This window comes from Aquimarina sp. KJ22-3 (assembly GCF_055808215.1).
On the sequence record NZ_CM147859.1, the window covers coordinates 3,963,226 to 3,985,175 of the forward strand.

Annotated in this window: 20 protein-coding genes and 1 pseudogene; 10 read left to right on the forward strand and 11 right to left on the reverse strand. The window is 36.8% G+C overall.

Annotated elements, in window-relative coordinates; genetic code table 11:
• Nucleotides 1-19: 19 nt before the first annotated feature.
• From yaaA to AC0L3Q_RS18280, 4 genes are all read right to left on the reverse strand, one after another.
• Nucleotides 20-781, reverse strand: a complete 762-nt coding sequence (gene yaaA / locus AC0L3Q_RS18265; RefSeq protein WP_473281732.1) for a peroxide stress protein YaaA — start codon at nucleotides 779-781, stop codon at nucleotides 20-22.
• A 125-nt stretch (nucleotides 782-906) separates the two neighbouring features.
• A complete protein-coding gene (nudK, locus tag AC0L3Q_RS18270) occupies nucleotides 907-1,488 on the reverse strand; it encodes a GDP-mannose pyrophosphatase NudK (RefSeq protein ID WP_473281734.1) in 582 nt (193 codons plus the stop codon).
• Between the two features lie 36 nt (nucleotides 1,489-1,524).
• Nucleotides 1,525-2,577 (reverse strand): RluA family pseudouridine synthase, encoded by a 1,053-nt coding sequence (locus AC0L3Q_RS18275; protein ID WP_473286962.1) that lies wholly within the window; start codon nucleotides 2,575-2,577, stop codon nucleotides 1,525-1,527.
• Nucleotides 2,577-3,161 (reverse strand): PASTA domain-containing protein, encoded by a 585-nt coding sequence (locus tag AC0L3Q_RS18280; protein ID WP_473281736.1) that lies wholly within the window; start codon nucleotides 3,159-3,161, stop codon nucleotides 2,577-2,579. Before AC0L3Q_RS18280 ends, AC0L3Q_RS18275 begins: the two co-directional genes overlap by 1 nt.
• A 94-nt stretch (nucleotides 3,162-3,255) precedes the next feature.
• Between AC0L3Q_RS18280 and AC0L3Q_RS18285 the strand changes: the two genes are divergently transcribed.
• The 6 genes and pseudogenes from AC0L3Q_RS18285 (at nucleotide 3,256) to AC0L3Q_RS18310 (ending at nucleotide 8,874) form a co-directional block, all read left to right on the forward strand.
• On the forward strand, nucleotides 3,256-4,236 hold the full coding sequence (locus AC0L3Q_RS18285; protein WP_473281738.1) for a D-alanine--D-alanine ligase: 981 nt from the start codon (nucleotides 3,256-3,258) through the stop codon (nucleotides 4,234-4,236).
• A 56-nt stretch (nucleotides 4,237-4,292) separates the two neighbouring features.
• A pseudogene (gene coaD, locus AC0L3Q_RS18290) lies at nucleotides 4,293-4,746 on the forward strand (pantetheine-phosphate adenylyltransferase).
• A gap of 86 nt (nucleotides 4,747-4,832) precedes the next feature.
• Complete coding sequence (locus AC0L3Q_RS18295; RefSeq protein WP_473281740.1) at nucleotides 4,833-5,630, forward strand: hypothetical protein; 798 nt, start codon at nucleotides 4,833-4,835, stop codon at nucleotides 5,628-5,630.
• Nucleotides 5,631-5,731: 101 nt separating this feature from the next.
• Nucleotides 5,732-7,120, forward strand: a complete 1,389-nt coding sequence (locus tag AC0L3Q_RS18300; RefSeq protein WP_473281742.1) for a DUF1800 domain-containing protein — start codon at nucleotides 5,732-5,734, stop codon at nucleotides 7,118-7,120.
• Between the two features lie 13 nt (nucleotides 7,121-7,133).
• Nucleotides 7,134-8,327, forward strand: a complete 1,194-nt coding sequence (locus AC0L3Q_RS18305) for a DUF1501 domain-containing protein (RefSeq protein WP_473281744.1) — start codon at nucleotides 7,134-7,136, stop codon at nucleotides 8,325-8,327.
• Between the two features lie 88 nt (nucleotides 8,328-8,415).
• Entirely contained in the window at nucleotides 8,416-8,874 is a 459-nt protein-coding gene (locus tag AC0L3Q_RS18310) for a GyrI-like domain-containing protein (RefSeq protein ID WP_473281746.1), read from the forward strand.
• A gap of 60 nt (nucleotides 8,875-8,934) precedes the next feature.
• Here AC0L3Q_RS18310 and AC0L3Q_RS18315 read toward each other — a convergent pair whose 3' ends face one another.
• Nucleotides 8,935-12,516 carry an RICIN domain-containing protein gene (locus AC0L3Q_RS18315; protein WP_473281748.1) on the reverse strand — a complete coding sequence of 1,194 codons (3,582 nt, stop codon included), beginning with the start codon at nucleotides 12,514-12,516 and terminating at the stop codon, nucleotides 8,935-8,937.
• 338 nt (nucleotides 12,517-12,854) lie between these two features.
• On the opposite strand from AC0L3Q_RS18315, the gene AC0L3Q_RS18320 reads away from it, so the two are divergent.
• The gene (locus AC0L3Q_RS18320; RefSeq protein ID WP_473281750.1) at nucleotides 12,855-13,349 is read left to right on the forward strand and encodes a class I SAM-dependent methyltransferase; all 495 of its coding nucleotides are present in this window, start codon (nucleotides 12,855-12,857) and stop codon (nucleotides 13,347-13,349) included.
• Nucleotides 13,350-13,671: 322 nt separating this feature from the next.
• On the opposite strand, the gene AC0L3Q_RS18325 is transcribed toward AC0L3Q_RS18320, so the two are convergent.
• Genes AC0L3Q_RS18325 through AC0L3Q_RS18340 form a run of 4 tightly spaced genes read right to left on the reverse strand, consistent with a single transcriptional unit; the run spans nucleotide 13,672 to nucleotide 17,651 of the window.
• Entirely contained in the window at nucleotides 13,672-13,890 is a 219-nt protein-coding gene (locus tag AC0L3Q_RS18325; protein WP_473281752.1) for a hypothetical protein, read from the reverse strand.
• A complete protein-coding gene (locus tag AC0L3Q_RS18330) occupies nucleotides 13,887-15,281 on the reverse strand; it encodes a radical SAM protein (RefSeq protein ID WP_473281754.1) in 1,395 nt (464 codons plus the stop codon). The genes AC0L3Q_RS18325 and AC0L3Q_RS18330 overlap by 4 nt, the downstream gene beginning before the upstream one ends.
• Nucleotides 15,253-16,014 (reverse strand): prolipoprotein diacylglyceryl transferase, encoded by a 762-nt coding sequence (locus AC0L3Q_RS18335; protein WP_473281756.1) that lies wholly within the window; start codon nucleotides 16,012-16,014, stop codon nucleotides 15,253-15,255. Before AC0L3Q_RS18335 ends, AC0L3Q_RS18330 begins: the two co-directional genes overlap by 29 nt.
• 38 nt (nucleotides 16,015-16,052) lie before the next feature.
• Complete coding sequence (locus tag AC0L3Q_RS18340) at nucleotides 16,053-17,651, reverse strand: SulP family inorganic anion transporter (protein WP_473281758.1); 1,599 nt, start codon at nucleotides 17,649-17,651, stop codon at nucleotides 16,053-16,055.
• A 149-nt stretch (nucleotides 17,652-17,800) separates the two neighbouring features.
• Between AC0L3Q_RS18340 and AC0L3Q_RS18345 the strand changes: the two genes are divergently transcribed.
• Nucleotides 17,801-19,546, forward strand: coding sequence for a M14 family metallopeptidase (locus AC0L3Q_RS18345; RefSeq protein ID WP_473281760.1), 1,746 nt, complete (start codon nucleotides 17,801-17,803; stop codon nucleotides 19,544-19,546).
• Here AC0L3Q_RS18345 and AC0L3Q_RS18350 read toward each other — a convergent pair.
• Complete coding sequence (locus AC0L3Q_RS18350; RefSeq protein WP_473281762.1) at nucleotides 19,538-20,146, reverse strand: NUDIX hydrolase; 609 nt, start codon at nucleotides 20,144-20,146, stop codon at nucleotides 19,538-19,540. The two genes, AC0L3Q_RS18345 and AC0L3Q_RS18350, sit on opposite strands and share 9 nt — an antisense overlap.
• A gap of 8 nt (nucleotides 20,147-20,154) precedes the next feature.
• Here AC0L3Q_RS18350 and pyrE point away from each other — a divergent pair, with 8 nt between their 5' ends.
• On the forward strand, nucleotides 20,155-20,796 hold the full coding sequence (gene pyrE, locus AC0L3Q_RS18355) for an orotate phosphoribosyltransferase (protein WP_473281764.1): 642 nt from the start codon (nucleotides 20,155-20,157) through the stop codon (nucleotides 20,794-20,796).
• Between the two features lie 14 nt (nucleotides 20,797-20,810).
• Entirely contained in the window at nucleotides 20,811-21,203 is a 393-nt protein-coding gene (locus AC0L3Q_RS18360) for an SRPBCC family protein (RefSeq protein ID WP_473281766.1), read from the forward strand.
• Between the two features lie 11 nt (nucleotides 21,204-21,214).
• Here AC0L3Q_RS18360 and AC0L3Q_RS18365 read toward each other — a convergent pair whose 3' ends face one another.
• Nucleotides 21,215-21,874 carry a biotin--[acetyl-CoA-carboxylase] ligase gene (locus AC0L3Q_RS18365; protein WP_473281768.1) on the reverse strand — a complete coding sequence of 220 codons (660 nt, stop codon included), beginning with the start codon at nucleotides 21,872-21,874 and terminating at the stop codon, nucleotides 21,215-21,217.
• Nucleotides 21,875-21,950 lie beyond the last annotated feature (76 nt).

Here is a 21,950-nt window from a genome sequence, read left to right on the forward strand (position 1 = left end):
ATAAAAAACAATAGCCGTACTATCTCACAAAAACTAATTCATTTGGTTTTACCGTATGCTCTTCGCTAAAACCATACCCTTCATAATTAAAGCCTTTTAGATCTTCGATAGTTTTTGCATCGGTATCAATGATATAGCGCACCATCATACCTCTGGCTTTCTTGGCAAAAAAACTAATCATTTTAAGCTTGTCTCCTTTCCAGTCTTTAAACTGTGGGGTAATTACAAGAACTTTTAATGCCTTTTTATCTACCGCACTAAAATATTCATTACTGGCCAAATTAATAAACAGTTCACCTTCGTCTAACTCTTCGTTGAGCTTTTCGGTAACCGTTTTTTTCCAGAATTCGTAAAGATTATTTTTGCGCCCTACCTTGAGCTTGGTTCCCATCTCTAATCGATAAGGTTGTATTAAATCCAAAGGTTTAAGTACTCCGTAAAGCCCGGATAAGATACGTAATTTATCTTGTAAAGCATCCAACTTACCTTCTGGAAGATTATAGGCATCCAGACCTGTGTAGACATCCCCATTAAACGCATAAACTGCTGGTCGTGCATTATCTTTAGTAAATGGAAGGTGGAAATCCTGATTACGTTGCCAATTTAATTGAGCGAGCTTATCACTAATCCCCATAAGATCTGAAAGTTTCTTTGGAGATTTTTTCTTAAGAACTCCATTCAGTTTTTCTGATTCTGATAAAAAAACTGGCTCACTAAATCTTTGAGTGGGTAATTCGGTTTCAAAATCCAACGATTTTGCGGGAGATACTACAATTTTCATTTACTATTTCTTTTTTGATACCCAAAAATACAATTGTACTATCAAAAATAAAACCTGCAAATGTATTTCTTATCTATTTAGGTATTTGTAAAAGTTATCCAAGACTCAAACTCGCATAAAACTGTTTATACCAAATGATGCAGTTTAGCGTATTGCAACAGCATTATTGTTTTCCCATCTTTGATTTCGCCAGTAGTAATCATAGTATAAGCCTTCTCAAAGTCTAATTCTATAACTTCAATATGTTCTTGCTCTTCTTGCACACCTCCTCCTTCACTTACCTTCATATCTTTGGAATACTCGGCTACAAAAAAATGAATGATCTCGGTAACCGCTCCCGGAGACATATACGACTCCATTACCTTTTCCACCTTAGAAATTCGATATCCGGTTTCTTCTTCTGTCTCTTTTCGTATACAATCTTCTGGATGATCACCATCTAATAACCCTGCACAGGTTTCTATCAAAAGCCCCGTTTCGTTTTGGTTCACATAAGTAGGAAGTCGAAATTGCCGGGTAAGTACTACAGTTTTATATTTCTTATTATACAAAAGGATAGTGGCACCATTGCCGCGATCATAAACTTCTCTCTGGTGTGATTCCCATGTACCATTATTATTTTGATAGTCGTAGGTAATCTTATGGAGTTTATACCAAAGATCAGATAGTAGTTCTTTCTCTTTTATGTTAACCCTTGGGTTATTCATTAAAAATGTATGAATTTATACGCTTATTGCTAAGAGCTATTCTGAAGACAGCTGATTTTTTGCATAGTTTCTCCACCGTTCAACACATTGTTCCATATCCTCTGGTATCGAAGTTTCAAAATGCATTTTTTCTCCGGTAGTAGGATGCACAAAACCGAGTGTTCTAGCATGCAAAGCCTGTCTTGGTAATATCTTAAAACAGTTTTCTACAAACTGTTTGTATTTGGTAAAGGTAGTACCCTTAAGGATCTTTTCGCCTCCATATCGTTCATCATTAAAAAGTGTATGCCCGATATATTTCATATGCACACGAATCTGGTGGGTTCTTCCGGTTTCCAGTCGACACGAAACCAAAGTCACATACCCAAGACGTTCTAAAACCTTAAAATGTGTAATAGCTGGTTTCCCCTTTTCTGCCTCCTCACCTTCAAACACGGTATTTTGCAATCTGTTTTTTGGATGACGACCTATATTTCCTTCTACCGTACCTTGATCCTCTTCAATATTACCCCAAACAATAGCTACATATTCGCGTTCACTGGTTTTATCAAAAAACTGTTTCGCCAAATGTGTCATCGCTTCTTCCGTTTTGGCAATCACCAGCAAACCACTGGTGTCTTTATCGATACGATGCACTAACCCTGGTCGATCGCTGCTGTTATTGGGCAAGTTATCAAAATGATAGATTAATGCATTGATCAAAGTCCCCGAGTAGTTACCATGCCCTGGATGAACTACCATCCCAGCTGGTTTATTCACCACAAGTAACACATCGTCTTCGTAAACAATATCTAAAGGTATATTTTCTGGTGTTAACAGGTTTTCATAAGGTGGATGTGCAAACAATACCCGAACGATATCATTTGGTTTCACTTTATGGTTAGACTTTACGGGTACATCATTTACAAATACACTTCCTGCCTTGGCTGCCTGTTGTATTTTATTACGTGTCGCGTTTTCTACAAAGTTCATCAAGAACTTGTCTACTCTTAGTGGTACTTGTCCTGCTCCCGCTACAAATCGATAATGTTCGTAGAGATCATCTTCGTTAGCACCAAAATCTCCTGTATCTACGTGTTCTTCCAAAATTAATTTGAGAGGTTAATTGAGCCTGATTTTCCATCACCCAGAACCAAATCAATAGTAGAAGTCTTCATTAGTTTGGTACCTGGTTTTAATCGTTTACCATTAAATCGCATTTCTAATACCATATCTCTTGCGATATTAGGCTGATAAGTAACCGAACCAATTTTAAAGCCAAGGGCAATCAGTTTTGGTTCTGCTTGTCTTCTCGTTTTTTGAACCACATCTGGAACTTCAATTTTGCGATATCCTGATGGATTTAAGGTAACGTATATCTTTCTATTCTCTTTTACTTCGCTTCCTGCAGGTGGATTTTGCTCTATCACCGAATATCTAGGATAATCCGGGTTAAAGTTTGCAGAATCCTGCACTTCGTATCGCAAATCTTTCTCTTCAAGGATACCAGCTACCTCATCCAGCGTTTTCTTACTTAAACTCGGTACAACAATACGCTGATGATGATTAGTTGTACTTTCTAACCATTCTAAAGCTACAAAAGCTAATATCGCAACCATAGCTATGGCAATAACCACTTGGATTAGAAATATTTTACTGTATACAAATCCAAAAAGATCCTTGAAAAAATTCATAAATGTCTTCATAGTTTGGACAAATATATAAAAACGGAAAGTTTTAAGCTTTTCTTATAAGATAAATGATATTTTTGTTTTCAAAAGTCATTCAATGAAGCGAAATGTTGCGATCTTAATGGGGGGATATTCCAGCGAATATGAGATATCTATTCAAAGTGGAAATGTGGTTCATAAACACATCGATAAAAATCGGTATCAATCTTTTCGAATTGTCATTAGTAAAGACGAATGGTACTACCTGGATGACGACGACAAAAAACATCCTGTAGACAAGAATGACTTTTCACTTTTACTGGATGGGCAAAAAATCACTTTCGATGTTGGGTTTAATATTGTACATGGTACACCAGGAGAAGATGGACTACTTCAGGCGTATTTTGAATTGATCGGAATTCCGCAAACCGCTTGTGATTTCTACCAGGCAGCACTTACTTTCAATAAAAGAGATTGTATCAGTACCTTAAAACCTTACGGAATCCCAACGGCTACCAATTACTTTTTGAATAAAGGAGACACAATAAACGCAAAAGACATCTTGAATACTGTTGGTCTACCTTGCTTTGTTAAGGCTAATAAAGCAGGAAGTAGTTATGGTGTTTCTAAGGTAAAAAGTGAAGATGAACTCCTTCCTGCAATAGAGGTAGCCTACAAAGAAGATGATGAGATCATTATTGAATCTTTTTTGAGCGGTACAGAAGTATCAGTTGGTGTCATTACTTACAAAGGAGAAGATCTGGTTTTACCAATTACTGAAATTGTTTCTGAAAACGAGTTTTTTGATTACGAAGCCAAATATCTAGGAAAATCTCAAGAGATTACACCCGCTAGATTATCCAAAGAAGATGAGGAAAAAGTAAGAGTACTTGCTTTAAAAATATATCAAATCTTAAAAATGAAAGGGTTTTCGCGAAGCGAGTATATTTTTCATGATGGAGAACCTTACTTTGTGGAGATGAATACCAATCCTGGTTTTACTGAAGCCAGTATTCTTCCACAGCAAGCAGCTGCTATTGGGATAAGTATACAAGAACTAATCACCAACACCATTGAAGAAGCAATACAGAAAGGATAGTTTATATAATTTTTTATTTCAGTTATATTTGTAAACACATCATCATTTGTAAACTCATGAGAAGAGCTGTTTTTCCCGGATCTTTTGATCCCATCACTTTAGGACACTATGATATTATAGAAAGAGGTTTAACTCTTTTTGATGAAATTATCCTGGCGATAGGAGTAAATGCCGAAAAAAATATATGTTCTCTCTCGAGGAAAGAAAAAATTTATTGAAGATTCCTTCAAAGATGAACCAAAAATCAAAGTAATGACCTACCAAGGACTTACCGTAGATTTTTGTAAAAAACAGGACGCTAATTTTATTCTTAGAGGATTGCGTAACCCTGCGGATTTTGAGTTCGAAAAAGCCATCGCTCATACCAATCGTAAAATGTCTGAAATAGAAACCGTTTTTCTATTAACCTCTTCGGGTAAGAGTTATATTTCTTCCTCTATCGTACGTGATGTCATCCGTAACGGCGGAGATGTAACCGGACTGGTACCGGATACCGTAAAAGTAAAGTAACCTTAGCGATACTTATTTTTATTTTTTTACGTTATAGCCTTTTATTAGACACCCAATTCTATTTATCAACTTAACGCTTATTACTCATGCTAACCAAAAATCTAAAATTACTCTATCTTCTTATTCTTGTCTCTTTAGTTATTGCCTGTAGTGGTGATGATGAAGCCTCTCCCGATGAAACGGGTGGTGACCCTACTCCTACTCCAGATACAAATCCAGCTAATGGATCCTGTGAAGAAGGCAAAACAGCTGTCTATATTGAAAAAGATGGAGTTTTGATTATTGAATCTGAAAACGGAAATTTTTCTAATACGGATTGGACATTAACAACTGATATTGCTGAATTTTCTGGTGATGGATACCTGGTATGGAATGGCGAGAATTCTCTAGGTGAACCAGGCAATGGGACCTTAACCTACAAAGTAAGAATTACCAAGACGGGTACCTATCGTTTTATTTGGAGATCTTATATCACTATAGGATCAAATGGATCTGAACATAATGATTCCTGGCTTAGAATACCAGATGCCAAACACTTCTACGGGAGAAAAAACAATGGAAATATTGTATATCCAAAAGGAACTACTTTGGATCCTATTCCCGAGAGTGCTGGTCAACAAAACACTACGCCAAACGGATCGGGTAAAGATGGATGGTTTAAAATATATATGAATATGGCTAATAAATGGCATTGGCAATCTTCTACCAGTGACAATGACGCCCATAATATTTTTGTGGTCTTTGATACTCCCGGCGATTATACCATAGAGGTTTCAGGAAGATCTGAAGGGCATGGTATTGACAAGTTCGTTTTGTTTACCGAAGACATTACTCAAAACGATGCTACAGGTAATGATACCAAAAGTGAAATACAATGTGAGTAAGTAATATGCTCATCATCATATGCTAAAGCCTTCAAAAAATATTGAAGGCTTTTTTTAAACCTTTTTTAAAATAGACGGTCCTATACTAAAAAGCATTGGTAATGAAGCGTCTTACAAATAAACAAATACAACACCTATACTGGCGTGCCGGTTTTGGAATTTCATATCAGGAATTAGAAACCGTTAATACGCTTTCTAAAGATCAGATTGTAGATCAATTATTTGAAAAACACACTGCCATTACACCCTTACAAATGGATTTTGGCGCGTTGCTCAAAAATCCTAAAGAACTATCCAAAGAAGAACGTAGAAAGCTAAGACAGCTTCGCAATACAAAAATGACCGAACTGAATCTTCTTTGGCTCAATCAAATTATCACAACAGAAAGCATACTCAGAGAAAAGATGACCTTATTTTTTCATGATCATTTTGCGGTTCGTTTAAGAACTCCAAGAGCATGTCTTCATCTTAATAATGTCATCAGAAAAAACGCATTAGAAAATTTTGGCGATATGTTGATGGAAGTTTCAAAATCTCCTGCGATGTTGATTTTCTTGAACAACAGACAAAACCGAAAAGATCATCCTAATGAAAATTTTGCGCGCGAGGTGATGGAGCTATTTACACTGGGGCGAGATAATGGATATACTGAAAATGACATTAAAGAAGCGGCAAGAGCATTTACAGGATGGAATTTTACCAAAATGGGAAGCTTTATGTTTCGTAGCGCACACCATGATTATGGGAGTAAGACTATCTTGGGAAAAACAGGAAATTTTACAGGAGAAGATGTTATACGAATATTGCTAGAGGAAAAACAAACCGCTAGATATATTTGCCAAAAACTATATCAATACTTTGTCAATGATACTATTATAGACCCACATGTAGAAGAACTTACTGAAGTACTTTACAACTCGAACTACGATCTTTCTGCTGTGATGAAAAGCTTGCTGAAAAGCGATTGGTTTTATAAACCCGTTAATATTGGGTCTAAAATAAAATCTCCTATTGAGCTGATCGTCGGCCTTAGTCGACCATTTAAGGTTACCTATGAGAACCCAAAGGTGTTGCTATATCTTCAAAAGAAGTTAAATCAAATGTTGTTTTTTCCGCCAAATGTAGCCGGTTGGCCAGGTGGCAAAGCCTGGATAGACAACTCTACACTGATGCTTCGATTAAAACTGCCTTCGCTCACCTTGAATAGTGGTGTCATCGAATGGGATAAAACCCCTTCTGAAAATACGATGATGAAACAGCAATTGTATCAAAAGATGAAGACCAAACTTCAGAAGAAGGTAAAAGCAACTCCCAACTGGAATAGTTTTTTAACTATAGCCAAACAAAAAAACAAAACTGAACTCATTGACTTCCTCATTCAACCCGAACTATCGCCTGCGGCACATACTTCGATATTGGATTTGAGTGAAGATCATCTCAAAAATTATGTTACTGCTGTTTTGAGTTTACCAGAATATCAACTCTGCTAAAAATAATCCTATTATGAAAAGAAGAGATTTTTTAAGACAATCCGTTTTTGCATCAGGAATGACATTGATTCCCTCATTTCTAAAAGGGATGGAATTCCTGTCTCCAGAACAATTATCTGGATACAAAAATGTGATTATCATTCAACTATCAGGAGGAAACGATGGGTTAAATACAATTATACCAGTAAGCAATGACATTTACCATCGCTTACGTCCATCTATTGCAAAAAAAGCTAGCGAAACCCTATCAATAACTAATGATTTGGCTTTCAACAATAGCTTAAAACCTATTAAAGAATTATATGATCTTGGAGAGATATCTATTATTAATAACGTTGGGTACCCGAATCCTAACCGCTCTCATTTTAGAAGTACGGATATTTGGCAAACGGCAAGTGATACAAATCAGTATCTATCAACAGGTTGGGTAGGCAGATACCTGGATGCCAATTGCCAACATCCGTATGAGGCTATTGAAGTAGATAGTGCGCTCTCACTAGCTCTAAAAGGCAACGACAAAAATGGAATTGCCGTTTCTGATCCCAAACAATTACATAGAACTACCCGCGAACCATTTTTTAAAAATGTAATTACCCATGTAGATCAAAATATGCTGAATGAAGATAATCAAGGTTATTTATATAAAACCATGTTAGAAACGTATTCTTCGGCATCTTATATTCATAACACATCTAAAATTTATACAACACAAACCCAATATCCGCAAACCCCCTTTGCTCGAAACTTGAAAACGATTGCAGATTTTATCGTTTCAGGTTTAAAAACCCGTGTGTATTATAGTTCTCTTAGTGGTTTTGATAGTCATGTAAATCAATTGAACAGCCAGGATCGATTACTAAAAGTTTATGCCGATGGTATCCATGCACTGGTAAAGGATTTAAAAAAGAACGATCGATTTAAAGACACGTTGATCCTTACTTTTTCTGAATTTGGAAGACGCGTACAACAAAACGGTAGTCGAGGAACGGATCATGGTGCTGCTAATAACGTTCTACTCATAGGTGGTAGTCTAAAAAAACCTGGAGTATATAATGAGCTTCCTAACTTGTCTGATTTAGATAACAATGGAGATATCAAATACACCGTGGATTTCAGAAGTGTTTATGCTACTATTCTAGACAATTGGTTAGAAGTAAATGATCATAAAGTCCTTAATAAAGCCTTTACCAAGCTAAATTTTGTATAATTTCAAAAACAAAAATATCCTGCTGACATAAGGTTGTCATAACCCACATATAACTTTGGTGAAGTATTCATCTTAAAACAACAAAATTATGACAACTACATCATTTAACGAATTTCATGTTATCGGACTATCTGTAAGAACTAGAAACGAAGATCAACATATCACTCAGGATATTCAGAATCTTTGGAAAAAATTCATAGACCAGGAAACAGTACATACTATCCCAAACAGAATTGAAGATACGATGTATGGGATCTATACAGATTACGAAAATGGTCCTGCTGGGTATTATACGGCAATTGTTGGATACAAAGTAAGTACTCTGGATAATATTCCTGAAGGTTTGGTAGGCACTACAATCAAAGACGGAAATTACTCAAAATTTATTGCAAAAGGAGACGTAACCAAAGATGCCATCCCAAATGCCTGGGCTAACATTTGGAAATCAGATTTAGACAGAAAGTACACTACAGATTTTGAAGTCTATGATAATAGAGCCATGGATCCCACCAACGCCGAAGTTGATATTTTTGTAGCCGTAGAATAAAAAAAGGAGCCTTTTTTAAGGCTCCTTTTTCTTATTTAAATATATTATTATTAATACCTATTACTCTTTCATGAACTTTATAGGCGATAAATTGCCTACAGAAATAAAGTAAATCCCATTCATGAGTTGCGAGACATCGATTTGAGTATTTTGATCCTTTTGATTCAAATTCTGAGACAAAATCAGTTTCCCAGTGATGTCTAGTATTTTAACTGAAGTATTTTCTTTGATATTATGTAAATTCAATACTTCCTTAACTGGGTTAGGAGAAACGATAAGACCCTCTGCATCAATATCTGCTACTTCTCTGGTAACATTGTTCTTGCTCGAAGTATTATCTGCTATGATCTTCCATTTCTGATTTGTGTTTGTAGCACTATATCCCCAAATCTGTACGTTAGCATTTGATTTTCCGGCGGCTCTATCCAATCCACGCCCTAAGCAATGCTTCGGCTTAATACCATAAATTCCATTTCCATTTTGTACAACTTTCCATTGTTTATGTGCATCTACGGCATTAGTCCAAGTTGCTACATTAGAACCATCATTACATGCTCCATAAGGAACTTCTAAATATCTTCCGGTTCCTTTATTTTGAATCGTATACACATCATCCGACAAGTGAGTAAATTCCCATTTTTGATCATCAAAATTACCAGGGTCGACCATTCTGGCACTGTGATTCTCTAAAGCTCTTGATAATAATCTTTGATCATTTACAGCCGAAGTAATCAAATATGCACCATCAGGAATGATTTGCGTATTCAAGGCATTAATAGCAACTCCAGTAACCTGATCCCTATCCAACCAATCTCTCCAGGTGGTATTGAGTGGTCTGATATGCGTTTTGTATACATAACCGCTTCCTGGATTAGGTAAACCAGGAAGAGTAACAGTAACTGATTGAACTCCTTTTCCTGCACTTACAGTTATATTTTCTTGCGCAATCCAATTGGTTGCCGACCAAAACTCTACGATAATCTCTCTATCGGTTGAGGCTTCGTAATCAATATCAAAAGTATACGAAGTAGCTTGAGTAATGGCTAGAGGTGCATTTTTAAAACTCACCTTATCGCCGTATGGTTGTTGTACGGTAACATTGTTCACCTGATCTCTGTCCAATGCATTTTGCCAAGAGCTATTTAGTGGGCGGATGTGTGCTTTGTAAACATATCCTGTTCCAGGTTCTGGCGCATTTGGTAGCGTTACTGTTATGGATTTAGTTCCAGAACCTGCAGCGACTATTTCATTTTGTTGAGCTATCCAGCTGTTAGAAGACCAAAACTCCACAACAAGTTCTCTATCAGCAGAAGCTTCATAATCTAAACTAAAAGTGTACGAAGTTGCCGGAGCAATGGTAGTAGGAGCATTTACAAATGCTATAGTATCTACACTTGGTAACGGGTTTCCTACAGTAATAGTAATGGTGGCTTGATTACTATCACCATCATTATCATAGGCTACGGCTTTTAACTCATAAGTTCCTGCGGTAAGGTTTTGTAATAATGGATCATTTTGATTGGCTTGCCCCCACTGATATGGTGCCAAATTTTCTCTCCTTACAAACGTATTATTTACGAAGAGTTCTACATACGCTACAGATCCATCTGCATCTGAAGCATTGGTCTCTACCGCTAAAGAACTACCAGGGTTCAATTGAGCACCATTGGCAGGTGTAGCAAATGATATAGCAGGAGCAGTATTTGCATCAGAACAGCTTTCTCCTGGTAGACCATAACATCCTTGACCAGTAGGACCAAGCGCTGGATTCCAATCGATCCCAGGCACCCAGTTTTCTCCTCCATATTCATAGGCTCCAGCATCCGGAGCTGATCCCACATATCCATTAGTAATTCCTGAGATTTGTCTACCTGCATTAACCGCAGGAGAACCAGCGGTTAAGTTGAACTTGTTTCCGTTGTAGTTCAAAAACCCAGATTGGGTAATTACATTGTTCTGTTTGTCTGCATCTCTTTCAAAAGTACCTTCATCTTCTTGCGTATTCGGATCATCTACAGATTCAACATCAGCAATATTATTCCATACTTTAACATTAGAAAATGCCGTTCCGGCTTTATGCCAAGCTCCCATGGCACCTCCCTCAGTTTTTACGAGGGTATTGTTAAAGATGTCGATATCTTTACCGTTCCAGTTGATTTGAACTCCAGTCCACTCAATATTCCACACTACATTGTGGTGTACAGAAAATGCTTCGGCATCATTATCCAGATAAATAGCTGCTGCTTTTCTCAATCTCCCACGACTTTCATTATCATGAAACCAATTATGGTGTATTTCTCCATTATGAGGCCCTCCTACTGTGTAAATTAGAGCACAATCATCGTTGATAAGGTTTGCTCTATACACATCGTTATACGCAAACTCACTGCTGTTATTGAAGAATTGAACACCATCTCGTCCTGCTCTAAAAATAGTATTCCCTCTAAACAGAGTATTTCTTCCTCCTCGGGCATTAATAGGAGCATCATAAGACCCTATATAATTGAAATCATGAATTCTAGAGTTAAGAATTTTGTTGTTATTACCTCCTACTTTAATTCCATTTGCTGCACCAAAGGCAACTTCACACTTTTCTACTTTATTATTATTACCTTCTAGTAAGATACTCTGCTTATTTGCAGAAAATCCTTTTTGCACACCAAGGGTATGATTTCCGTAAAAAGAAGAAACTCCATAAATAACATTATTCCCAGAATTATTAGGCATGTTAATCGATCCTCCAAAAACAGCTAGATTTTTGATATGAATATAGCTTCTAGCAGAAAGATCTACGGTTATATTTCTTCTTCGCATACTGATTACTCCGTTGGCGGGAGCTGCTCCACCTGGCATTTGTACAAATAATTCTTTGGTATTACTATTAAACCACCATTCGTTTTGATAATCTAATGCTCCTTTTACCCCTTCCAGGTAAAAGTCTCCTTTGTCGGCTGGGGCATGAAACGTTCTGATCCAATTTGGGTTTTTATCCAAAGTGAAGTTCACTCTTCCAGAAGTACTACTATTTATAAATGCTTTCCAGGCGATCCATCCAGACCCCGGCTTATCTCCATAAAAGAATACCGTTCCTCCTTTCCAGTTTATATTTGGAATTTGTGAAGAGGTGAGATACGCCCCGTTTACCACGTTAGAACCACTCCCTCCATCATTTCTTTTCGAATTAAGCGTAAATACATCTCCATCTACATTATTCGGCCAACGAGCCAGATCCATTGCTGTATTTCCGTTCATTACAAAATTTTCCTGGCCCAAATCCCAGTTCACTTTTACTTTGTAAATCACGCCCGAGTCTTTTTGCCAACCACTTAACGCCTGCATAGCAGAGATAATTACTTTTTCTCCGTCTTTTGCTACATAAGTAATTGGTCTACCGGCCACACCAGATCTTGCTGGTCGAATCACTTCTTCGTAGGTTCCTTCTCCAATAATAATAACATCTCCAGCTTGTGCTACCGCCGATGCTTTTGAAATGGTTTTGTAGGGTTGTGATGCTGTTCCGGGGTTAGCATCGTTTCCGGTTTTTGAAACATAAATGTCTTTTGCACTTAATGAAGAGGTAATGACCATCATCAGCAGTACAGTTTTTTTCAATAAGGTTTTAAGAATACTGTTTTTTTTCATTGTTGAGTTAGTTTAGTTTGATTGGGTTTAACAATTATATAATCGAATAATTACAAATTAATAACACCTTGTACCAATTGCGTGTTTTTAATTTATAATTCTAATAATGAGACAATTACATAATTTCAAAAGCAACAAAATGACGATTTATAGACAATGAAAATGAGATAAAATAGAATTCGCAGTTTTTGAGGTAGAATTCGTTTATTTTCTTTGAGTATTTGAAAAAATTTGGTCAACCAAAAATTATAAAAAGGATTTTTATACCAAGTGTTAAACTTTTTAAAAGAGATCTAATTCTTTGCTCAATATTTTAGAAATTAACAAAAAACACGACCATGCAAATCCACGAAACCGCTTTTGTAGTATCTACCTATCGCTCTTTTCATGAAGACATCAGTAAAGATGTCTATGCCAAATTATGGAACAACGCTGCCACAGATGCTTTGATCCCTGAAATATTGGATAGTGTTTCTGAACACGAAGCTATTTTGCATAGTGTAAGAAATCGGTTTTTTTATGAAAAAATGCAATCCTTTTTTGACACCGAAAACGGAGGTACTTTGATTAACTTCGGTTCTGGATTTAGTATGTATCAATTTTCGTTACCCGAGAGTGTCAATACCATAGAAATTGACAAGGAAGATATTATTCAATACAAAAAGGAAAAAATTGACAACTGGACAACACAAGGGAAATTACCCAAAAGGGAAATTGAATATTTGGCGGTAGATTTCAATCGACGTTCTGCAGAAGAAATTGTAAATGCTATTCGACCTTTGGTCAAAAAAACACCCACCTTTATATTAATTGAAGGCGTATTTTTTTCTTAGACAGGACGACTACGGATAAGTTATTTCAAGTTTTTAATTTACTGCAAAAACCACAAGACGAAGTAGGTTGTGTTACTTACTTACCTGAAGTAGAAAACACTTCGGTATACAAACGCTTACTCCATTATTTTGATAGTCATAATGATGCCAACGATCCGTTTTCCCACCAAACTATACCGTATTCCTATTTTCAAGACCTTGAAGGCTATACCATTTCTGAAGCTACTGATGAATTTGAACTCTCGAAAAAATATGATGCCAATAGTCGCATAAACAACGCTACAGAAGTTCTTAATGAGACTTTATTTCTTTTAAAGAGAGCTTAAAACCCTGCGAGTAACGCTCCACATATTCCGAGTCCTACTACAAGATAGATTCCAGCCAGAATAAAAAATACTTTACCGGCTTTTTTGTGTTTCGATCTAAATAAAAAAAGACCTATCAAAGCCAGGAATGCTGGAGGTCCAAAAAGAATAAAAAGGATTAAGTAAATCAGCCCGTCAAGGTTCCCCGGTTCTAGTATGGTAAGGTTATACATCATATCACTTCTTTTCTTAATTGTTCTAAATATTCTTTTTTATCATCCCTGTAAAACAGATTCATTGTTTCAAAAGGGATAATTTTATAATCTTTATCTACGATATGCACACATGATTTTTTAATCGCTCTTACATCAAAATTATAGGCATCAATAAATTGCATAATAATCACTCTGAAAAGGTTATCATACCCCAAATTAGGTGCATCGATTTCTGGTAGACAACACATGATCGATTTCAAATTTTCTGAAGCTGTTTCTACCGAGTTACCCGTGCTAAACAACTCCAAGACTTTACCATGTAGCTCTTGATCTTGTTCGTAAACGATCGTATTTTTTCCATTATCCAACAAATCTGCCGGATTGATATATCGAGTTAGCGGCAGTATTCCGTCCTCATTTTTTAATGCGTACCCCATCACCAAAGCATCTGGATTACAGGGTACGGGAATCAGATCATCGGATTCAAAAATTGGAAACTGTTCCAGAATTTTTCTCCTTACTTCGGTAAGTGTTATTCGATTCAACTGTGCATCAAAATCTTCTAATCGTCCAGCGATCTGTGTCGGTTGAAAGGTAACTCCTCTAACACATGTCTGTTGAGTGGCGAAAGATAAAATATTTCCTATTTCATTATCATTTAGTCCTTTTTCCAGAGTGACCACCAATGTTGTCGATAAATTTTCTGCATTTAAATTGGCTATTGCTTGCTTTCGAACTTTGGTTAAGTCCTCTCCTCTTAGTTTTTGTAATACTTCTGGCTGTAAAGAGTCAAACTGTAGGTATATTTCAAAATCCGGCATATAACTAGCCAATTTCTTGGTAAAGTTGGCGTCTTTGGCAATCCGAATGCCATTGGTATTGAGCATCAAGTGGCGAATTGGCAATTGCTTGGCATAATCCAAAATTTCAAAAAATTGTGGATGCACTGTGGGTTCTCCCCCACTTATCTGTACCACATCGGGTTCTTTTTCATTAGCAACTATAGTATCCAACATTTTTTTAATTTCTTCCAGAGTACGATGACGCCCATAATGTGGTGAAGAAGAAGCGTAACATGTCGGGCAAGTAAGATTACATCGATCTGTTACTTCAATAATTGTTAAACATGAATGTTGCTCATGATCCGGACATAACCCACAATCATAGGGACAACCATAATCGGTTTTGGTATTAAATTTATAAGGAAACTCTGAAGGTTTATTATAATTTCTAATGTTCTTATAGTATTCTACATCGTCTGCGATAAGGACCTTTGATCTTCCATGTTCTCTACAATTCTTGAGCATATACACCTTATCGTTTTCAAAAACAATTTTGGCATCAACTCTCTTAAGGCATTCTGGACAAAGGCTTAGTGTGTAATCATAATAGGTGTATGATCTTGTTGGCATAAAACAATTTGTGTTTGATAGTTTTGTGATAATAAACAAAGCATAAGATACACAAATACTGAATACTACTTAGTCCAAAGATCAAAAAGATATTGGGTTTTAAAAATTCGATAAGGAACCTAAACAAGAAATAGCAAATCATAAAATACTTGAAAGCCAACCCTTTTTCCAAGGTTTGTCTATTTTTAGCATAAGACAATGCTATCCACAAAAGAAGTAGAAAAACTACTTCGTAGAGTGCTATTGGATGTCTTGCAAGTCCATCTCCCAAATCCATCCCGGTAAAAAAAGTGGTCTCCTTTCCGTAGGTAAATTCTTTGATTCCCGCCAGAAAGCACCCTACTCTACCTATAATAATTCCTAAAATAATAGGAAATGTAAACAGATCCCCCGAAGATTCTTTTTCTCCAATGATCTTTTTTGCTAACTCTACTCCCAAGAGTCCTCCAAAAAGCCCTCCCATAATCGTTTTAGCACTAAGTATAGCTATCAAATGTTCTAAATCAAAAGAGAAAATAGGGTGTTCTAAAAACCCAACAATCCTGGAACCAAAAAAAGCTCCGAAAACTGCACCGATAATAATAGACAATCGATTGGTTGAGGAGATAGGATCTACACTTTTTTTCCTTAGGTATACGTAATATCTAAAACCAACAAAAAAAGCGGCATATTCCAAAATCAAATGGACATTCACTTTTATACCAAAAATTACAGGTTCAAAAGGAATGTCCATCTATTTGTATACTTCGTTTAAAATCGAAATATACGTTTTTATTTCATTACTTTGGCCATCACATGGTAGCGAGGATCATCTACATTATGTTCAATTACGCTAGCCAATCGTGGCGATGCTTTAATCATTAGTGCCTGGCATTCTTCACTCAGGTGTTTTACTTTCACCTTTTTTCCTGCTTCTTCATATTTTCCTACCAACGCCCAGATAGCTTCCAACGCCGAATGATCGCTTACCCGAGATTCCATAAAATCAATTTCTACCTGGTCGGGATCATTGTTTACATCAAACTTGTTGTTAAAGGCCTGTATACTTCCGAAGAAAAGAGGTCCCCAAATTTCATACACTTTGGTACCATCTTCTCGAACATGCTTTCTTGCTCGAATTCGTTTTGCACTCTCCCAAGAAAAAGCCAACGCAGACATAATCACTCCGGCTATAACTGCCACAGCCAAATCAAAGAATACGGTTAGCGATGAAACGGCTATCAATACTATGGCATCTGTAAGAGGGATCTTATTTAAAATTCTGAAACTTGACCAGGCAAACGTACCGATCACTACCATAAACATCACTCCAACCAATGCGGCAATAGGCACCTGCTCAATAAGTCCTGAAGCAAATAAGATAAACATCAAAAGCGTAATTGCAGCAACAATACCGGATAGTCGGGTGCGTCCTCCTCCTTTAATATTGATAATCGATTGCCCAATCATTGCACAACCACCCATACCTCCAAACAGACCTGTTACGATATTGGCACCTCCCTGAGCCAGACATTCTCGGTTCGAATTTCCTCTGGTTTCGGTAAGTTCATCGATTAAGTTTAAGGTCATTAATGATTCTATCAAACCAATAGCAGCAAGTATTACTGCATATGGACCAATGAATTTTAATGTTTCCCAGGTCATTGGCACTTTATTGAATATATCAAATTGAAATTGTGGGAGTCCACCTTTTAGTCCTTCTCCTCCACCATCTCTAATAAAACTACCAACAGTAGCTACGTCAAGGTTTCCTAAAATAACAATTGCAGAAACCACAATAATCCCTATAAGTGCTTCCGGCAATTTAGCAGTAGCTTTTATTTTTGGTAGTCCCCACATGATTCCCATAGTTAACAAGACCAAGCCTAACATCAAAAATAAATCTCCTCCTTGCATCCATACTTTCTCTCCGTTTACAAACTCTTTGAACATCCCTAATTGAGAAAGAAAAATTACAATAGCTAAACCATTTACAAATCCCATCATTACAGGATGCGGTATCAAGCGTACAAATTTACCTAGCTTCAAAACACCAGCTAGCATTTGGATAATCCCCATTAAAATTACTGTTGCAAACAGATAATATAGCCCGAGTTCTTCTCCTTCGGCTCCCATGGCATTTCCTTCTGCTATCAGATGCACCATTACAACCGCTAATGCTCCCGTTGCACCAGAAATCATTCCTGGTCTACCCCCAAAGATTGAGGTGATCAAACCGATCATAAATGCAGCATACAAACCTACCAAAGGATCTACCCCAGCCACAAAGGCAAAAGCAACAGCTTCTGGCACCAATGCCAGTGCCACTGTTAATCCGGATAGGATGTCATTTTTGGCGTTCGCCACTCTTTTTCTTACAAACTCTGTCATAGCTATGGTATTTGAGGGTGCAAAAATACGCTTATTTTGTAGGTAAACAAGCAAAATCGAAGCGTATCTGTAAGTAGCAAAGGACTATAACGTTTTAGAAATCATGAATTTCGAAAACTTAGTATATTTGGCTTTCATATTCATCAATCATGCGCAAAATTTTACTCGCTTTCAGCTTACTATCTATTATTTCGTGTTCTACTTCAGAAAACAAAACAGAAGAACAACCTGATTTTATAACACTTTTTGAAAAAAGTAATGGTACCGAAACCCCAACATACCAAGACGTTATCCGTTATTATGAAGATCTTGATAAAACCTATGCTGAAATTGCTATTCAGGAAATTGGTACCACAGACAGTGGTTTCCCATTGCATTTAGTAACTCTTAATCCAGATAAAACCTTTGATTTTGAAAACATCAGATCTTCAAAAAGAGTTTTATTAATCAATAATGGGATTCATCCAGGAGAGAGCGACGGTATAGATGCTACAATGATGCTTTTTAGAGATCTTGTACAAGGCAAGGTAGAGATGCCTAAAAACACAGTTTTGACAACCATTCCTGTATATAACATAGGTGGAGCCTTACAACGTAACTCTGGTAGCAGAACCAATCAAAATGGTCCAAAAGAATACGGTTTCAGGGGAAATGCAAGGAATTTCGACTTGAATCGCGATTTTATCAAAAGTGATACTAAAAACGCCAATGCCTTTTCACAAATCTTTCATTTGGTACAACCTGATGTTTTTATCGACAACCATGTAAGCAATGGCGCGGATTATCAGTACACTTTGACCCATCTCTTTACGCAACATAGCAAACTTGGGAAAGAGCTCGGTGAATATTTACATACCCAAATGCAGCCTCAATTAGAAACATCTTTGGCTCAAAAAGAGTGGGATATCACCCCTTATGTAAACGTATGGGGAACTACCCCTGATAAGGGATGGCAGCAGTTTATGGACTCTCCGAGGTACTCTACGGGATACACAACACTATGGAATACCCTAGGGATGATGGTAGAAACGCATATGCTTAAACCCTACAAAAAAAGAGTTGAAGGGACTTATGAATTAATGAGATCCATGATTGATATCACCGAAAAAGACGGAGCAACTATACGCTCATTAAGAGAACAAGCATTCTCTAACTGGCCAACTCAAAAAAATTATCCTGTAAACTGGGTGATTGATACTACCAGGAGCACCAAATTTGATTTTAAAGGATATGAAGGGAAATTTATCGACAGTGATCTTACAGGAGCAAAAAGATTGAAATACGACCAAAATCAACCGTATACCAAAGAGGTTACCTATCAGGATTTCTTTATTCCTAAAACTGAGGTTGTCGTTCCTAAAGCCTATGTAATCCCTCAAGGATGGTGGAATGTAATCAATCGTTTGAAACAAAATAAGATCGAATTCGCACCTTTATCCAAGGATTCTTCTATTACTGTTGAAACCTATCACATCAAGGACTACAAATCCCGAAAAACGCCATATGAAGGGCACTATTTACATTTTGAAACCTCGGTGACCAAAAGTGAAGAGACTATTCATTTTAGACAAGGTGATCTTATTGTTCCTGTAGCTCAAAAAGGATTTAGATATTTATTAGAAACTCTGGAACCAGAAGCTACCGATTCTTTTTTTAACTGGAATTATTTTGACACCATACTACAGCAAAAGGAAGGATTTTCGCCTTATGTCTGGGAAGACAAAGCCAAAGAATTGTTGATGAATAATCCTGCTTTGAAAGAAAAGTTTGAAGAAAAGAAAAAAGATACTGCTTTTGCCAATAACTGGTACGCACAATTAGATTGGTTGCACAAACAATCGAGCAATTACGAAACCTCACACCTTAGGTACCCGGTATATCGAATTTTACGGTAAATAGTCGTGAGAAAAAAGCTTTTTGATGTTGGCGTAAGAATTAGTTAGCGCCTTCATTGCTTTTTTCTTGTTTTTCCATTTCACTTTGGTGATGCCCTCACTGGTTTGAGGTACTAGTGCTCCATCGTACTCAGTTTTCATTTCAAACCAGTAGGTGACTTTAAGTCGAAACTCTCCGTTTCGCTTAAATATGTGATAGGTTTTGTATAAAAACTTTGTGATCTCAAGGCCAGAAACTCCGGTTTCCTCTTCTACCTCTCGTATGGCTGCAGTTTCGATATGTTCTTTTTTCTCAATCTTTCCTTTGGGTAAATCCCATTTCCCATTACGACGTATAAAGAGAATTTCCATCTCTTTATTATAGACTTTTCCTCCTCCTGCAACCACCACCGGAAGTTTTTCGTACAAATGATCCATGAGCTTGTCCTCACTCTTGTGATAAAAATGATATTTGGCTTCCTTTCCTTCTCCTTCTTGTTTGAGGATATCTCTAATGATCGGAGGAAAATCTACATCTTTAATCGAGATTGTTTTATACCCCTCTATTGTCTTTTTTGTAGAAAGAATAATAGGCGTATTATTCACAAAAACTTTATACATTTGCAACTATGATTTTTGACAAAAATACAGCAAAAAAAACTGCTGAGTTATTACTGCAAATTAACGCAATTAAATTACAACCACAAGAACCTTTTACTTGGGCATCGGGATGGAAATCTCCTATCTACTGTGACAATAGAGTTACCTTATCGTATCCAGAAATACGAAATTTCCTTAAGGAAAACCTAGCTCACTTTATCAAAGAGACCTACGGAAACCCTGATGTGATCGCTGGTGTTGCTACCGGAGCAATCGGTATCGGAATGCTAGTGGCACAGCACCTTGACTTGCCATTCATTTATGTACGACCAGAAGCCAAAAAACATGGTCGTAAAAATCAAATCGAAGGAATTGTTCCTGAAGGCAAAAAGGTCGTAGTTGTAGAGGATTTGATCAGCACTGGGAAAAGTAGCCTGAATGCAGTCAAAGCGCTTAATGAAGTAAATGCTGAAGTGCTAGGAATGGTTGCTATTTTTAACTACGGTTTCCAAATAGCAGATGACAATTTCAAAAATGCGGCACTATCCTTGCACACACTCAGTAATTATGAAAATCTCCTGGAACAAGCTTTGGACACAAGCTATATCAATCAGGAGCAATTAAAAACCCTCCAAGGCTGGAGAACGAATCCGGCTGAATGGAATATTTAACAAATTAATAATTTATGAACTTAGAAAGCCCTACGGTAACCGTAAATAAAACCGCAGAAGAGGTATTTGAATTTTTAACAAAGGTGGAGAACTTTGAGCAGTTGATGCCAGAGAGCAAACAAAAGTTTGAAAAACTGAGTGATTCCAGATTTCTTTTTCAATTAAAAGGTATGCCAGAATTGGTTTTGGAACAAAAATCAAGCGAAAGTCCGATTAAAGTAGTATTGGGTGCTGCTAGCGACAAATTACCATTTACTTTGACTGCAGATATCGTAGACACCGGAGACGGAAAAAGTACTACACAATTGGTTTTTGAAGGTCAGTTTAACGCTATGATGGCCATGATGATCAAAAATCCAATTCAAAACTTTATCAATACACTTACCGAGAATATCGGAAAGCTTTAATAATAAATTGGTTAATAGAGCAATCGAACCTCCTTTAAATCAAAAGTAGAAATGATTGCATCTTCTAACATCACTTGCAATTTTCCTTGATTGGTTATTGCCTGTATGATACCCACAAAAGAATCACCCTTTACATCCACAAATGTAGAGGGTTTGTCTTTTCTGAATAGCAATGTTTCGTATTCTTCTTTCAACTTTTCAAAATACAAAGGACTCAGCAACGAAAAACGATGTTCCAGGGCATTTAAAAACCCATGTAACACTTCTTCTATATCCACTGGTTGTCCCAAAATTTGTCTGATAGATCCTGCTTGAGGCAAATCGATAAACTCTGATTGATTGACATTTAAGCCTACACCGATAATAACCCCTTCCAGACTGCCATTTTTAACGATATTTTCGATTAGGATACCACAAATTTTTAATCTATCTGACAGAATGTCGTTTGGCCATTTGATAGATAATTTAGGAATCATCATATTTTGCAGTGCATCATAAACTGCCAAAGAAGTTGTAATCGAAATATAAAACTGATCCTTTAATGCAACCTTCTCTATAGGCATAAACACACTACAGGTAAGGTTTTCGCCAGGGTTGCTTTGCCAAACGGTTCCCATTTGACCTTTCCCAGCAAGTTGTTCAAAAGCCAAAACACAAACAGGTTTCTCCAACTTTTTTCTCGATTTAGGTTGCGAAGAAAAGTATTCGTAGAGTCAATGGCATCAACTTTGATTATAAGCATACAAA